General features: G+C 73.0%; 15 protein-coding genes and 1 tRNA gene. 7 read left to right on the forward strand and 9 right to left on the reverse strand.

All coding sequences use genetic code 11. The features are described 5' to 3' along the window. The first annotated feature begins 2 nt into the window (after positions 1–2). Together AC4OXY_RS40875 and AC4OXY_RS40880 are read left to right on the forward strand one after the other, a co-directional pair. On the forward strand, positions 3–911 hold the full coding sequence (locus AC4OXY_RS40875) for a sugar phosphate isomerase/epimerase family protein (protein WP_491992235.1): 909 nt from the start codon (positions 3–5) through the stop codon (positions 909–911). Positions 912–1,041: 130 nt separating this feature from the next. Further along, the gene (locus AC4OXY_RS40880; RefSeq protein ID WP_362821791.1) at positions 1,042–1,236 is read left to right on the forward strand and encodes a hypothetical protein; all 195 of its coding nucleotides are present in this window, start codon (positions 1,042–1,044) and stop codon (positions 1,234–1,236) included. Between the two features lie 67 nt (positions 1,237–1,303). On the opposite strand, the gene AC4OXY_RS40885 is transcribed toward AC4OXY_RS40880, so the two are convergent. From AC4OXY_RS40885 to AC4OXY_RS40895, 3 genes are read right to left on the reverse strand one after another with little or no spacing between them, the layout of a single operon-like run. Continuing rightward, complete coding sequence (locus tag AC4OXY_RS40885) at positions 1,304–2,317, reverse strand: Gfo/Idh/MocA family protein (protein ID WP_491992236.1); 1,014 nt, start codon at positions 2,315–2,317, stop codon at positions 1,304–1,306. A gap of 46 nt (positions 2,318–2,363) precedes the next feature. Continuing rightward, on the reverse strand, positions 2,364–3,149 hold the full coding sequence (locus AC4OXY_RS40890; RefSeq protein WP_376291460.1) for an SDR family oxidoreductase: 786 nt from the start codon (positions 3,147–3,149) through the stop codon (positions 2,364–2,366). Between the two features lie 15 nt (positions 3,150–3,164). Then, the gene (locus AC4OXY_RS40895; protein WP_402064999.1) at positions 3,165–4,331 is read right to left on the reverse strand and encodes a phytanoyl-CoA dioxygenase family protein; all 1,167 of its coding nucleotides are present in this window, start codon (positions 4,329–4,331) and stop codon (positions 3,165–3,167) included. Positions 4,332–4,481: 150 nt separating this feature from the next. Between AC4OXY_RS40895 and AC4OXY_RS40900 the strand changes: the two genes are divergently transcribed. Further along, positions 4,482–5,525, forward strand: coding sequence for a LacI family DNA-binding transcriptional regulator (locus AC4OXY_RS40900; protein ID WP_491992237.1), 1,044 nt, complete (start codon positions 4,482–4,484; stop codon positions 5,523–5,525). Next, entirely contained in the window at positions 5,522–6,148 is a 627-nt protein-coding gene (locus tag AC4OXY_RS40905) for a poly-gamma-glutamate hydrolase family protein (protein WP_356028499.1), read from the forward strand. The genes AC4OXY_RS40900 and AC4OXY_RS40905 overlap by 4 nt, the downstream gene beginning before the upstream one ends. On the opposite strand, the gene AC4OXY_RS40910 is transcribed toward AC4OXY_RS40905, so the two are convergent. Next, a complete protein-coding gene (locus AC4OXY_RS40910) occupies positions 6,138–6,482 on the reverse strand; it encodes a cupin domain-containing protein (RefSeq protein ID WP_362821796.1) in 345 nt (114 codons plus the stop codon). The genes AC4OXY_RS40905 and AC4OXY_RS40910 overlap by 11 nt on opposite strands. A 130-nt stretch (positions 6,483–6,612) precedes the next feature. Between AC4OXY_RS40910 and AC4OXY_RS40915 the strand changes: the two genes are divergently transcribed. Next, complete coding sequence (locus AC4OXY_RS40915) at positions 6,613–7,143, forward strand: hypothetical protein (protein WP_356028504.1); 531 nt, start codon at positions 6,613–6,615, stop codon at positions 7,141–7,143. Between the two features lie 18 nt (positions 7,144–7,161). Here AC4OXY_RS40915 and AC4OXY_RS40920 read toward each other — a convergent pair whose 3' ends face one another. Then, the gene (locus tag AC4OXY_RS40920; RefSeq protein WP_356028507.1) at positions 7,162–7,740 is read right to left on the reverse strand and encodes a TetR/AcrR family transcriptional regulator; all 579 of its coding nucleotides are present in this window, start codon (positions 7,738–7,740) and stop codon (positions 7,162–7,164) included. 161 nt (positions 7,741–7,901) lie between these two features. Here AC4OXY_RS40920 and AC4OXY_RS40925 point away from each other — a divergent pair, with 161 nt between their 5' ends. Together AC4OXY_RS40925 and AC4OXY_RS40930 are read left to right on the forward strand one after the other, a co-directional pair. Then, complete coding sequence (locus tag AC4OXY_RS40925) at positions 7,902–9,329, forward strand: MFS transporter (RefSeq protein WP_491992238.1); 1,428 nt, start codon at positions 7,902–7,904, stop codon at positions 9,327–9,329. A gap of 44 nt (positions 9,330–9,373) precedes the next feature. Further along, positions 9,374–9,447: transfer RNA gene (locus AC4OXY_RS40930), tRNA-Pro, on the forward strand. A 79-nt stretch (positions 9,448–9,526) separates the two neighbouring features. On the opposite strand, the gene AC4OXY_RS40935 is transcribed toward AC4OXY_RS40930, so the two are convergent. The 4 genes from AC4OXY_RS40935 to AC4OXY_RS40950 form a co-directional block, all read right to left on the reverse strand. Beyond that, a complete protein-coding gene (locus tag AC4OXY_RS40935; protein ID WP_491992239.1) occupies positions 9,527–10,930 on the reverse strand; it encodes an amino acid permease in 1,404 nt (467 codons plus the stop codon). 172 nt (positions 10,931–11,102) lie between these two features. After that, complete coding sequence (locus tag AC4OXY_RS40940) at positions 11,103–11,819, reverse strand: GntR family transcriptional regulator (protein ID WP_376291473.1); 717 nt, start codon at positions 11,817–11,819, stop codon at positions 11,103–11,105. Positions 11,820–11,832: 13 nt separating this feature from the next. Further along, entirely contained in the window at positions 11,833–12,834 is a 1,002-nt protein-coding gene (locus AC4OXY_RS40945) for a proline racemase family protein (RefSeq protein ID WP_491992240.1), read from the reverse strand. Between the two features lie 30 nt (positions 12,835–12,864). Beyond that, the gene (locus AC4OXY_RS40950; protein WP_356028517.1) at positions 12,865–13,761 is read right to left on the reverse strand and encodes a dihydrodipicolinate synthase family protein; all 897 of its coding nucleotides are present in this window, start codon (positions 13,759–13,761) and stop codon (positions 12,865–12,867) included. Positions 13,762–13,764: the final 3 nt, after the last annotated feature.

A 13,764-nucleotide genomic window follows, 5' to 3' on the forward strand; every position in this document is an offset into this window, starting at 1 on the left:
CCATGGCGCACCCCACCCCGCTGGACCGCATCCGGGTCGGCTCGGCTCCCGACTCCTGGGGCGTCTGGTTCCCCGACGACCCCCAGCAGGTCCCCTGGGACCGCTTCCTGGACGAGGTCGCCGAGGCGGGCTACGAGTGGATCGAACTCGGCCCCTACGGCTACCTCCCCACCGACCCGGCACGTCTGCGCGACGAGGTGGCCCGGCGCGACCTGAAGGTCTCGGCGGGCACGGTCTTCACCGGCATGCACCGCGGCCCCTCCGTCTGGGACGCGACCTGGGCGCACGTCAGCCAGGTCGCCGAGCTCACCCGGGCCACGGGCGCGCGGCACCTGGTGGTCATCCCCTCGTTCTGGCGGGACGACAAGACCGCCGAGATCCTGGAGCCGCCGGAGCTGACCGCCGAGCAGTGGGCGCACCTGACCAAGGGCATGGAACGGCTCGGGCACGAGGTCAAGGAGGAGTTCGGCCTGGACATCGTGGTCCACCCACACGCCGACACCCACATCGACACCGAGGAGCACGTCGAACGGTTCCTGGACTCGACCGACACCGAGCTGGTCAACCTCTGCCTGGACACCGGGCACTACGCGTACTGCGGCGGGGACAGCGTCAAGCTGATCGAGACCTACGGCGAGCGCATCGGCTATCTGCACCTCAAGCAGGTGGACCCGGAGATCCTGGCCGACGTGCGGGCGAAGGGCACCCCCTTCGGACCGGCCGTGGCCCAGGGCGTGATGTGCGAACCGCCCGCCGGCGTACCGGAGCTGGGCCCCGTCCTGGCGGCGGCCCAGCGGCTGGGCGTGGACCTGTTCGCCATCGTCGAGCAGGACATGTACCCGTGCGAGCCGGACCGGCCCCTGCCGATCGCGGTGCGCACCCGCAGGTTCCTGCGCTCCTGCGGGGCCTGAGCACCCGGACACGTCGCGGGCATTCCTCCGTGCCCCCGGTGGATTCGGCCGCAGGACGGCCGGGAACCAACCGGGGGCACGCGGGCGTTGAGGGGACGACGGGGGAGGCCCGCGCAGACGGGAGGACGCGATGACACACCGTACGGAAGCACGCAAGGCGCCCCAGGAGGCCGACGGCGCGGCGGCCTCGCGCCACGAACGCTTCGGCTCGCTGCCCGAGCGGATACGCCCGCAGGACATGGTCGAGACCAGGCCGGCGACCGCACCGGACCCGGCGCGGGACACGTACAACCCGGACGAGTGGCTGATCCGCTACTGCGGCTGACACGCCTGCCGCCGGCACACGCGAAGCGGCGCCGGGCACGCGCCCGGCGCCGCTCCCCCCTACCGGCTCACGCCTGCCGTACCTCGGCGATCGTCACCGGGCGGTGCTCGCGCAGGGACAGCGTGCAGGCCTCGGCGATCCAGCCGGCCTCCAGGGCGTCCTCGACGGTGCAGGGCGACGGGCGGGTGCCGGCCACGACCTCCGTGAACGCGCTGAGTTCGGCGCGGTAGGCCTCGGTGAAGCGGTCCATGAAGAAGTCGTGCGGGGTGCCGGCCGGGAAGGTCACGCCCGGCTCCACCGAGCGCAGCGGGAGCTTGTCGTCCAGGCCCACGGCGATGGAGTCCGCGAAGCCGTGCAGCTCCATGCGGACGTCGTAACCCCGGGCGTTGTGACGGGAGTTGGAGACGACCGCGATCGTGCCGTCGTCCAGGGTGAGGATCGCGCCGGCGGTGTCGGCGTCGCCGGCCTCCTTGATGTAGTCGGCGCCCCGGTTGCCGCCGACCGCGTACACCTCGGTGACCTCGCGGCCCGTCACCCAGCGGATGATGTCGAAGTCGTGCACGGAACAGTCGCGGAAGATCCCGCCCGACGCGGCGACGTACGCGGCCGGCGGCGGCGCCGGGTCCAGGGTCGTGCAGCGGACCGTGTGCAGTGCGCCCAGCTCGCCCGCCCGCACGGCGGCCCGGGCGGCGGCGAAGCCCGCGTCGAAGCGCCGGTTGTAGCCGATCTGGATGGGCACGCCACGGCCCTGGACGGCCTTGAGCACGTCCACGCCCTCGGTCATCGTCTTCGCGACGGGCTTCTCGCAGAAGACCGGGACGCCGGCCTCGACGCCGGCCAGGATCAGGGCGGGGTGGGCGTCGGTGGCGGCCGCGACCACGACGGCGTCCACGCCGGCGGCCAGCAGCGCCTCCGGCGAGTCGACGACCGTGGCGAACTCGGCGCCGAACTTCTCGGCGGCGGCCTTGGCCGCGTCCGCGAACGGGTCGGTGACGACGAGCGACTCGACGACGTCGAGGCGGGAGAGGGTCTCGGCGTGGAAGGCGCCGATGCGGCCGAGGCCGAGGATTCCGATACGCATGAGGGGTGCTGCTCCTAGGGGATCGCGAGGGTGGGTGCGGAGAGTTCTAGTCGAGGCCGCCGAGCACGTTCTGGTCCCAGTCGATCACCGAGCCCGTGACCACGCCCGAGCGGTCGGACAGCAGGAAGACGACGAAGTCGGCGATTTCGTCCGGCTGGCCGAGCTTGCCCATCGGCAGCCTCGCCGCCGCCTGTTCGCGCCAGTCGTCGCCCGCGCCGTGGAAGGCGCGCTGGGTGGCGTCCTCGCCCTCCGTCGCCGTCCAGCCGATGTTCAGGCCGTTGATCCGGATCCGGTCGAAGCGATGGGCGTGCGCCGCGTTCCGGGTCAGACCCACGAGGCCCGCCTTGGCGGCGACGTACGGCGCGAGGAACGGCTGACCGCCGTGTGCCGAGGAGGTGATGATGTTGACGATCGTGCCGGGCGCCTTGCGGGCCACCATGTCGGCGACCGACGCCTGCATCGCGAAGAACGGCGCCTTGAGGTTGATCGCGATGTGCTGGTCGAACAGCTCCGGCGTGGTGTCCAGCAGCGTGCCCCGGGAGGTGAGGCCCGCCGAGTTCACCAGGCAGTCGACGCGGCCGTACGCGTCCACCACCGCGGCGACCGCCGCCTTCGCCTGCCCGGCGTCCGCGAGGTCGGCCCGGACGAACATCGCCGTGCCGCCGTCCGCCGCCAGCTCGCTCACCAGCGTCTCGCCCGGCCCGGTCCGCCGGCCCGTGACCGCCACGGCGGCGCCCGCACGCACGGCGGCCCGCGCGATGGCGGCCCCCACGCCCTGGCTGCCGCCGTTGACGAGCACCACCTTGCCGTCGAGAAGTGCGTCATGTCCCATGCTCTGCCTGCCCTTTCAGCTCTCGCGCCGCTCGGCGCCGGACCGCAGCCCGGCCCGCAGCCGCTCCGGCTCCCAGCCCTCGCGCACCGCGCGCCGCACCAGGTCCGCCTGCGAGGGCGGGGCCAGACCGGCCACCGGCGGGTCGCTGTCGAGGTTGGTCGGGAACGGATACCCCTCGGCGCTCGCCGCGATCACATGCTCCAGCCACGCCTCGCCGGCCCCCTCGGCCGCGCGCCGCAGCAGCACCGGGAACACCGCGTTCGCCACCGCCTCCCGGTCCACCGTCTCCATCGCCCGGCCGAACGCGGACGAGATCTGGAGCAGATTGGCGGTGCGCCGTACGCCGGCCGTGCGGTTGCCGCCGGCGGCGTGGAACAGCGCGGGGTTGAAGAACACCGCGTCGCCCTTGGCGAGCGGCAGCTGCACGTGGTGCTCCGCGAAGTACGCCTGGAACTCCGGCAGCCGCCAGGCCAGATAGCCCGGCTCGAACAGCTGGGAGTACGGCAGGTACAGCGTCGGACCCGACTCCACCGGCATGTCGCAGTGGGCGACCGCGCCCTGGAGGGTGAGCACGGGGGAGAGCCGGTGCACGTGCGCGGGATAGGCGGCCGCGGTCGCGTTGCTCAGGAAGCCGAGGTGGTAGTCGCGGTGCACGCTCTGCCCGGCGCCGCCCGGGTTGACCACGTTGACCTGCGAGGTCACCTGGTAGCCGGGGCCCAGCCAGGCGGTGGACACCAGGGCCAGGACGTCGTTGGCGTAGTAGTCGGCGAACGCCTCCGGGTCGTACAGGGCCGCCTTCTCCAGCGCGTTCCACACCCGGTCGTTGGCGCCCGGCCGCGCGAAGTGGTCGCCCGCGGCGGCCCCGGAGGCGCGCTGGTCGGCGACGAGCGCCTCGAAGACGGCGGTGAGCCGGTCCACGACCGCCGCGTCCGCGAACGCGCCCCGCACGACGACGATGCCGGGACCGTCGGCGAGGACCCGCACCAACTCGGCGCGCAGCGCGCCCCGGTCACCGGCCGAGCGCAGCCGGTCGGCGTCGTACAGCGGGACGCCGTCCCGCACGGACGTGGCGTGCGGGTGGTCGGCGAGGCGGGTCGTGCGGTCGATCAGGGCACGGAAGGTGCCGAGGTCGCAGTCCTGCTCGGTCAGCCAGGCGCGGCCCGGTGCGGAGGCGAGGGACATGGGTGTCCTCATTTCGGGGATCAGGACGTGCGGCAGGCCGGAGCTCTGGGCGTTCGGCCGCGCGAGCGGCCCGGTCCTGTCATTCTTGTCATGACAAACCCCTCGAACAACCAGCAGCCAGCCATCAAAAACCCCTCAAGGAGCCGGAGCATGGGCCATCCGTTCCCGATCCGGGAGATCGCACGTCAGGCGGGCCTCAGCGAGGCCACCGTGGACCGTGTGCTGAACGGCAGGGGAGGGGTGCGCGAGAGCACCGCGCAGGAGGTGCACCGGGCCATCGCCGACCTCGACCGGCAGCGCACCCAGGTCCGGCTGGTCGGCCGTACGTTCATGGTCGACATCGTGGTGCAGGCGCCCGAGCGGTTCTCGACCGCCGTCCGCGCCGCCCTGGAGGCCGAGCTGCCCTCGCTGCACCCCGCGGTGCTGCGCTCCCGCTTCCACTTCCGCGAGACCGGCCCGGCCGCCGAGCAGGTCAAGACGCTGGACCGGATCGCCCGGCGCGGCTCGCAGGGCGTGATCCTCAAGGCGCCGGACGTCCCCGAGGTCACCGCCGCCGTGGGCCGGCTCACGGCGGCCGGCATCCCCGTCGTCACCCTGGTCACCGACCTGCCCGCGAGCGGCCGGCTCGGCTGTGTCGGCAGCGACAACCGCGCCGCCGGCGCCACCGCCGCCTACCTGATGGGCCAGTGGCTCGGCGACCGCCCGGGCAACGTCCTCACCAGCCTCAGCAGCGGATTCTTCCGCAACGAGGAGGAGCGGGAGATGGGGTTCCGCAGCCTCATGCGGGCCCGGTACCCCGAGCGGACCCTGGTGGAGACGGCCGAGGGCCAGGGCCTGGACGCCACCCAGTACGACCTCGTCCGCGCCGCGCTGGCACGTGACCCCGAGATCCGCGCCGTGTACTCGATCGGCGGCGGCAACGACGCCACGCTGCGCGCCTTCGCCGACCTCGGCCGGGAGTGCGCGGTCTTCATAGCCCACGACCTGGACCACGAGAACATCCGCCTGCTGCGCGAGCACCGGCTGTCCGCCGTGCTCCACCACGATCTGCGCCAGGACCTGCGCGAGGCCTGCCACCTGGTCATGCGGGCACACGGCGCGCTGCCCCCGGCCGCACCGCCGCCGCCGTCCGCGATCCAGGTCGTCACGCCGTACAACATGCCGGCACAGCCGGGGGAACGAGGAGAACGGTGACGCGCACCGCACGCGTGGAGCGGGTGACGATCGAGGGGGTCGCGCTGCTCGCGACCCTCGTCCCCGGCGACGGCGTCGGGCTGCTGGCGCTGCACGGCAGCAACGAGGGCGGCACCGCCGAACTCGCCGGGATCCTGGCCCGGCGCTGCGGTGCCACCAGCCTCGTCTTCACCCAGCCGGGAAACCCGCGGCCGGTGCATATCACGTCGCCGCGGATGGCTGCCGAACACTGCGCGCTGCTGCGGGAGTTCCTGGCACGGGTCTCGCTCACGGTGTCCCTGCACGGGCACATGCGCGCGGCGCACACGGTCTTCCTCGGCGGCCGCAACCGGGCGGCGGCCCGCGTCGTGGCCGAGGCGCTGGCCGCCCGCGCCCCGCACTTCCCGGCGGTCACCGACCTCACGGCGATCCCGTCCGACCTGCGCGGCGTCCACCCCAGGAACCCGGTCAACCTGACCCGACTCGGCGGAGTCCAGGTCGAGTTGCCCCTGCTGGCCCGCACGAGCGGCGACACGAACCGTCCGCCGGACGCGGTGGTGGAGGCGCTGGCGGCGGGAGTCGAGGCGCTGGGCCACGGGGGCACGGGGGACCGCGCCGACACGTCGGCCGAGTTCACAGACTGATCGCGTACGCCTTGCGCAGCGTCTCGTGCACGATCCACCGCGTACGGTCCCCCTCCCGCAGCACCGCCATGTCCCCCGGCCCCACGCGCAGCGTCGCCCCGCCCTGCACCTCGATCGTCGCCGAGCCGCTGATCACCACGAACACCTCGTCCGCCTCCGTGTCCGTGACCACGCCCGGCGTGATCTGCCAGATCCCGCGGATCTGCCTGCCGTCCGGCGACTGCCAGACCACCTTCCCGGTGACCTCCGGGTTCCCGGAGACGATCTGCTCCGGATCGAGGGGCTCGGGTTCGAGGCCGGCGTCCGGGATGTGGAGCGCGAAGCTGTGCGTCATGAGGCGACCCTAGCCAGCGCGCCGGGCGGGCCGGGGGCGACAGGGTGTGCGGCATCGGGGCCGGTCGCGGGACACTTCGTCGGGGCGCCACCGCTGGCGGCCGTGCCGGGCCCAAGGGACCGTGGGAAGCATGGCTGACTCCACGGCGGCCGCCGCCGAGCCCGGCGGGCCGCAGCCGGACCGGCAGCACGGCACGCGCGAGGCGGTCCTCTTCGGCGGGGTCTACGGCGCCGTCCTCGCCAGCTCGATGGTCGCCGCGCTCTCCCAGTACGGCCGCACGACCCAGGCCGGCCGCCGCTACGACGCCGTCTGGCTGCTGGTGACCGCCCTGGCCTCCGCCCTGGCCCACGGCTACGCCCACTACATCGCCGAGCGTGCCCCGCACCGCCGCTGGGACGTCCTGCGCACCCTGCGCGACGAGTGGCCGCTGGTCACGGCCGTCCTGCCGACGGTCTTCATCCTCGCGGGCGCGGGCTGGGGCTGGTGGCCCCCGAAGGGGCTGGAGTATCCGGCCTTCCTCCTCAACATCGTGATCCTCTTCTCCCTCGGCCTGATCACCGCCCGCTGGTCGGCCCGCCGCTGGCCCACCGCGATCCTGATGGGGCTGGGGGACGCGCTGCTCGGAGTGATCGTGGTGGTGGCGAACGCGGTGATCAAGTAGGGCGCCCGCGGCGGGGGCTCAGCGGCCGGTGCGCACGCCGTCCAGGGCGATCGCGAGGACCCGGTCGCGCTGGGCGTCGTCGTCGAACACCGTCGCCGTGATCCCGGCGACCATCCGCAGCAGGTCGGTGAAGTCCATGTCCGGCCGGGCCACGCCCGCCTGCTGCGCGCGCTCCAGCAACGGGCCTCCGGCGGCGTACATCGAGTCGCGGCAGGACTGGAAGATCTCCGACTCGTCGTTGAGGGCCTCGCGCACCGCGCGCTTGGTGACCATGTACCCGGCGAACCGGTCCAGCCAGGCGGTCAGCGCCTCCCACGGCTCCCGGTCCGCGACCTCCAGGGCCGCCGTGCACAGGGCGTCGACCTCGTCGGCGTAGACGCTCTCGAACAGATCGCGGCGGGTGGGGAAGTTGCGGTACAGCGTGCCGATGCCGACGCCCGCGCGGCGCGCGATGTCCTCCAGGGAGGCGTCCGAGCCGTGCTCGGCGAACGCCTCGCGGGCGGCCGCGAGCAGGGCGTCGTAGTTGCGGGCGGCGTCCTTGCGGTGCGGCCGGCGGGCCGCCACGAATGCGCCGACGGGGAACGGCGTGGCCGTCACGGCTGCCTCCTGGGGTACGTGGACGATCCAGCGATCTGGAGGGTCACCTCCGCATCTTGAAACGGAGGGCTGCCTCCGTTAGAGTGGAGGCGCACCTCCACTTTAGCAATCGCTCGTGCACTCCACACTTCCCTGTCCCGGTTTTCCGGAGAGGCTCCTTCATGCCCCGCACGTCCACCCGCCTCACCTTCGCGGTCCTCGCGACCGGTGCGGGCGTGTTCTCCATGCTCCAGTCCCTGATCGCGCCGGCCCTGCCGACCGTCCAGCACGCCCTGCACACCTCCCAGTCGACCGCGACCTGGGTGATGACGGCCTATCTGCTGTCCGCCTCGGTCTTCACCCCGATCCTCGGCCGCATCGGCGACCTCGTCGGCAAGAAGCGCACGCTCGTCGCCGTCCTGCTGACCGTCCTCGCCGGCTGCCTCGTGGCCGCGCTCGCGCCGGACATCGGCGTGCTCATCGTCGCCCGGGTCGTCCAGGGCGTCGGCGGCGCCCTCTTCCCGCTGTCCTTCGGCATCATCCGGGACGAGTTCACCGCGGCCGAGGTCAGCGGCAGCATCAGCAACCTCTCCGCGGTGATCGCCGCCGGCGGCGGGGTCGGCATGGTGGCCGCCGGCCCGATCGTCTCCGCGCTCGACTACCGCTGGCTCTTCTGGATCCCCGTGGCGATCGTCGCCGCCACCGTCCTGATCGCCGTGCGCTATGTCCCCGAATCCCCCAGGCGGGCCCGGGGGACGGTGAGTTGGGCCGGTGCCGCGCTGCTCTCCGCGTGGCTGGTGGCCCTGCTGCTGCCGCTGAGCCAGGCCGGGCAGTGGGGCTGGGGCTCGCCGAAGGTGCTCGGCCTGTTCGCCGCCGCCGTCGTGCTGTTCGCCGCGTGGCTGACCGCCGAGGCCCGCTCCCGCAGCCCGCTGATCGACCTGCGCGTGATGCGGCTGCCGGCGGTGTGGACGACCAACGCGGCCGCCCTGCTCTTCGGCGCCGGCATGTACGCGATCTGGTCCTTCCTGCCCGGCTTCGTCCAGACCCCGGCCGCGGCCGGATACGGCTTCGGCGCCAGCGTCACCGCCTCCGGGCTGCTCATGCTGCCGATGCTGCTCGCGATGTTCCTCTCCGGCGTCCTCTCCGGCCGTCTGGAGCCCCGCGTCGGCGCCAAGGCGCTGCTCACCACGGGTGCCGCGCTCGGCGCGCTGGCCTGCGGTGTCCTCACCCTCTGGCATGACGCACAGTGGCAGATAGCCGTGGTCGCGGGCCTCTTCGGCCTGGGCATCGGCCTCGCCTTCGCCTCCATGGCCAACCTGGTCGTCGGCAGCGTCCCGCCCGAGCAGACCGGCGCCGCGACCGGCATGAACGCCAACATCCGCACCATCGGGGGCTCCATCGGCGCCGCGCTCACCAGCGTCCTGGTGACCGGCCGCCTCCAGCACTCCGGCCTGCCCTACGCCTCCGGCTACACCCACGGCTGGACCCTGCTCGCCCTCCTCTGCCTGGCCGCGGCCGGCGCCGCCCTCCTGGTCCCGGCCCGCCGCCCCGGCCGTACCCCGGCACCCGCCGCGACGGGGGTGACACGGGCACCGGCGCGGGTGCGGTAAGGTTGACCTGCGTGATCACGCGGGACACCCCGCGTGGATCGCAACGGGACGTGGCGCAGCTTGGTAGCGCACTTGACTGGGGGTCAAGGGGTCGCAGGTTCAAATCCTGTCGTCCCGACGTTGCGAAACGCGGGAAGGCGCCGTACCGGATCTCTCCGGTACGGCGCCTTTTGCCTGCCCCGATCGGCCTCCGCGTCCTACGACGCGTTCCGCCGGCGGCGGGCCGCGAGGATCGCGTAGCCGAGGACGCCGGCGAACAGGAACAGCGTGCCCTGGTAGACCGCCGCGTATCCGGCGCCCGCCATCAGCCACAGGGAGAAGCCGGCGGCGACCGTGGTGATCACCGCGTCCCGCACCAGCCGGGCGCGGTTCACCGACTCGCCCTTGCCGGAGATCAGGTGGAAGAGCTGCGCGGCCGTCGCCAGCAGGTAGGGCACGGTCGCCGTGAAGGTGGTGACCAGGACCAGGACCTCGAAGACCCTGGTCGAGCCCGACAGGTAGTTGTACGCCGTGAGCAGCGAGGCGAGGACGGCCGTGACGGCGACGCCGAAGGTCGGCACGCCCCGGCGGCGCCGGGCGAAGGCGGCCGGGAACAGGCCGTCCTTGGCGGCGGCGTACGGGGTCTGGGCGCTGAGCAGTGTCCAGCCGTTGAGGCAGCCGGTCATCGAGATCACCGCCGCCACCGCCACCGCCGTACCGCCCCAGCCGCCGCCGAACATCGCGTTCACGGCGTCCGAGAACGGCGCGGTGGAGTGCACCAGCCGGTCGTGCGGGACCGTGCCGAAGACGGACAGGGTGCCCAGCAGGTACACCACGGCGGCGCCCGTGGTGCCGATGACGGTGGCGCGGCCCACGTTGCGGCGGGCGTCCCTGACCTCGCCCGCGCTGACGGCGGCGGACTCCACGCCCAGGTAGGAGAAGAGCAGCAGGGCGGCGGAGGCGGACACCGCGCCGACCGGACCGTGACCGCTGGAGTTGAACGGCCCCATGCGGGACGGGTCGAAGAAGAACAGCCCGCCGACCGCGACGAGCAGCAGCGGCACGAACTTCAGCACCGTGGAGACGAGTTGGACGGCGCCCACGTACCGGGTGCCGGCGAAGTTGGCGACGGCCGGCAGCCAGAGCAGGACGAGGGCGGCCAGGCACGCGGACCAGTGGCTGCCGCCCACCGGGAGCACCACGTTCAGATAGCCGACGGCGGCCACGGCGAGCGCGGCGTTCGACACCCAGCCGGTGATCCAGTACGACCAGGCGGTCAGGAAGCCCGCGAAGTCACCGAAGGCCTCGCGGGCGTAGACGTACGGCCCGCCGGTACGCGGGTCGCGGGCGGCGAGGCGGCCGAAGACCAGGGCCAGGGCGATGGCGGCGACGGTCAGCACGCCGAAGGCGATCAGGCTGACCGTGCCGTAGGGGGCGATGGAGGCGGGGAGCGTGAAGATCCCGCCGCCGATGATGTTGCCCATGACCAGCGCGGTGGCGACCGGGAGGCCGAAGCTCCGGGCGTGCTTGCTGGTGCCGGAGGGGTCCGTGGTGTCCGCGGTGTCCGTGGTGTCCGCGGTGTCCGTGGTGTCGGCGTGTGTGGTGTCGACGGCCGTGGCCATGTGGGTGGTCTGCCTCTCATCGAACAGATGTCCCGGGATCGCCGGAACGGGAGTATGCTCCGGGAAGCTCCCACCCACCGCAAAATTGGCGGTCGTTCTGGTGTCCGGCCGGGTCGATGACGTAAAAAGTGCAGATCAAGAGCGTCAGGGCCGTGAAATATGCGGTAGCGCCCTAGTCGCTGTCTTCGCCCGCCGCCCACAGGCTGCGGACATGTCCCAGGTGCCGGGTCATGATCTCGTGGACGGACCGTTCGTCGCGCTCCAGGAGGGCGTCGAGGAGTTCGAGGTGTTCCTGGGCGGAGGCGAGCAGCCGGCCCGCCCGCACGAGGGCGGTCAGACCGTAGAGGCGGGAGCGGCCGCGCAGGTCGGCGACCACCTCGACCAGGTGGGCGTTTCCGGCGAGGGCGAGCAGGCCGAGGTGGAAGCGCGTGTCGGCCTCCACGTAGGCGATCAGATCGCCGGCCGCCGCAGCCGTGACGATCTCCCGGGCCGCCGGCCGCAGCGCCTCCAGGGAGACCCGGTCGGCCGTGCGGGCCAGGGCGGCCACGGTGGGGATCTCGATCAGCGCGCGGACGTGCGTGTACTCGTCCAGCTGCCGGTCGGAGACGGCGGTGACCCGGAAGCCCTTGTTGGGCACGGTGTCGACCAGGCCCTCCTTGGCGAGGTCCAGCATCGCCTCCCGTACCGGCGTCGCCGAGACACCGAAGCGGGCGGCGAGCGAGGGCGCGGAGTAGACCTCGCCCGGCCGCAGCTCACCCGCGATCAGCGCGGCGCGCAGCGCGTCGGCGACCCGCTCGCGGTAACTGCTGCGCCGGCCACCGAGCCGGGGGAGCGCCGGCAGCCCCGGGTCCGGGTCCGGCTTGTGCTGTTCCTGTGCCATGTCACGCATCACCGGCGGGAGTCTAGAGGACGAAGCCTTCCGGGAACGGGTCGGCGGGGTCGAGCAGATACTGCGCGGTGCCGGTGATCCACGCGCGGCCGGTGAAGCTCGGCAGCACGGCCGGGACTCCGGCCACCTCCGTCTCGCCGAGCAGGCGTCCGGTGAACCGGGTGCCGATGAAGGACTCGTTCACGAACTCGGTGTGCAACGGCAGTTCGCCGCGCGCGTGCAGCTGCGCCATGCGCGCGCACGTACCCGTGCCGCACGGTGAGCGGTCGAACCAGCCCGGGTGGATGACCATCGCGTGCCGCGACAGCCGCGCGGTGGCGCCGGGCGCGAAGAGGTGCACGTGGTGGCAGCCGCGGATCGACGGATCCTCGGGATGCACCGGCTGCGCCTCGGAGTCGATCGCCTCCATCAGCGCGAGACCGGCCGCGAGGATGTCGTCCTTGCGGGCGCGGTCGAAAGGGATGCCGAAGGCGTCGAGGGGGAGGATCGCGTAGAAGTTGCCGCCGTAGGCGAGGTCGTAGGTCACCGTACGGCCGTCCGGGAGGGTGATCTCGCGGTCCAGGGCGACGGCGAACGAGGGCACGTTCCTCAGGGTCACGTGCCGCGCGGCGCCGTTCTCGACCGCCACCTCGGCCACCACCAGCCCCGCCGGGGTGTCCAGCCGGATGGTGGTCACCGGCTCCACGACCTCCACCATGCCGGTCTCGACGAGCACGGTCGCCACCCCGATCGTGCCGTGCCCGCACATCGGCAGATATCCCGAGACCTCGATGTAGAGAACCCCCCAGTCGCAGTCGGGACGGCTCGGCGGCTGGAGGACCGCGCCGCTCATCGCGGAGTGGCCGCGCGGCTCGTTCATCAGCAACTGCTTGATCCCGTCGCGGTGTTCACGGAAGTACAGCCGCCGTTCGTTCATCGTCGCGCCGGGCACGGTGCCGATCCCGCCGGTGATCACGCGGGTCGGCATGCCCTCGGTGTGCGAGTCGACGGCGTGCAGGACGAGCTTGCTGCGCATGGTCCGACTACCTCCTGCGTGTGTGGGTGCTTACGCGAGGCCCGCGGCGGCGGCCTTCTCGGTGGCCGCGCGGACCGCGGCCGCCTGCTCCGGCAGGAGCGGGACGCGCGGCGGGCGCACCGGGCCGCCGTACCGGCCGACGACGTCCATGGACAGCTTGATCGCCTGCACGAACTCCGTCCGCGAGTCCCAGCGCAGCAGGGGATGCAGCTGCCGGTACAGGGGGAGCGCGGTGGTGAGGTCGCCGGCCGCGGCCGCGCGGTACAGCTGCGCCGAGGCGCGCGGCAGCGCGTTGGGGTAGCCCGCCACCCACCCCTTGGCGCCGGCCACCGCCAGCTCCAGCAGGACGTCGTCGGCACCGATCAACAGGTCGAGTTCCGGGGCGAGTTCCGCGAGGCGGTAGGCGCGGCGGACATCGCCCGAGAACTCCTTGACGGCGTGGATGTGGCCCTCGCCGTGCAGCCGGGCGAGGAGTTCGGGCACCAGGTCGACCTTCGTGTCGATCGGGTTGTTGTACGCCACCACCGGCAGGCCGGAGCGGGCCACCTCCGCGTAGTGGGCGAGCACCGAGCGCTCGTCGGCCCGGTAGGCGTTGGGCGGCAGCAGCATCACCGACGCGCAGCCCGCCTCGCCCGCCTGCTCGGCCCAGCGCCGCGCCTCGGCGGAGCCGTACGCCGCGACGCCCGGCATCACCCGCTCCCCGCCGATCGCCGCCACCGCCGTCTCCACCACCCGGGCCCGCTCCTCGGGGGTGAGCACCTGGTACTCGCCGAGCGAGCCGTTGGGCACGACGCCGTCGCAGCCGCTGTCGACCAGCCAGGAGCAGTGCTCGGCGTAGCGGTCGTGGTCGACGGAGAGGTCGGCGCGCAGCGGAAGCGCGGTGGCGACGAGGACGCCGCGCCAGGGGCGGTTCTCCGGGTGGGTCATGAG

This window comes from Streptomyces sp. HUAS MG56, from assembly GCF_058673395.1.

Coding starts and splice junctions, on each gene's coding strand:
- AC4OXY_RS40935 (WP_491992239.1), bottom strand. CDS start 10,930: ATGGCCACGGCCGTCGACACCACACACGCCGACACCACGGACACCGCG.
- AC4OXY_RS40895 (WP_402064999.1), bottom strand. CDS start 4,331: ATGTCCCTCGCCTCCGCACCGGGCCGCGCCTGGCTGACCGAGCAGGAC.
- AC4OXY_RS40940 (WP_376291473.1), bottom strand. CDS start 11,819: ATGCGTGACATGGCACAGGAACAGCACAAGCCGGACCCGGACCCGGGG.
- AC4OXY_RS40910 (WP_362821796.1), bottom strand. CDS start 6,482: ATGACGCACAGCTTCGCGCTCCACATCCCGGACGCCGGCCTCGAACCC.
- AC4OXY_RS40915 (WP_356028504.1), top strand. CDS start 6,613: ATGGCTGACTCCACGGCGGCCGCCGCCGAGCCCGGCGGGCCGCAGCCG.
- AC4OXY_RS40950 (WP_356028517.1), bottom strand. CDS start 13,761: ATGACCCACCCGGAGAACCGCCCCTGGCGCGGCGTCCTCGTCGCCACC.
- AC4OXY_RS40890 (WP_376291460.1), bottom strand. CDS start 3,149: ATGGGACATGACGCACTTCTCGACGGCAAGGTGGTGCTCGTCAACGGC.
- AC4OXY_RS40875 (WP_491992235.1), top strand. CDS start 3: ATGGCGCACCCCACCCCGCTGGACCGCATCCGGGTCGGCTCGGCTCCC.
- AC4OXY_RS40885 (WP_491992236.1), bottom strand. CDS start 2,317: ATGCGTATCGGAATCCTCGGCCTCGGCCGCATCGGCGCCTTCCACGCC.
- AC4OXY_RS40880 (WP_362821791.1), top strand. CDS start 1,042: ATGACACACCGTACGGAAGCACGCAAGGCGCCCCAGGAGGCCGACGGC.
- AC4OXY_RS40925 (WP_491992238.1), top strand. CDS start 7,902: ATGCCCCGCACGTCCACCCGCCTCACCTTCGCGGTCCTCGCGACCGGT.
- AC4OXY_RS40900 (WP_491992237.1), top strand. CDS start 4,482: ATGGGCCATCCGTTCCCGATCCGGGAGATCGCACGTCAGGCGGGCCTC.
- AC4OXY_RS40945 (WP_491992240.1), bottom strand. CDS start 12,834: ATGCGCAGCAAGCTCGTCCTGCACGCCGTCGACTCGCACACCGAGGGC.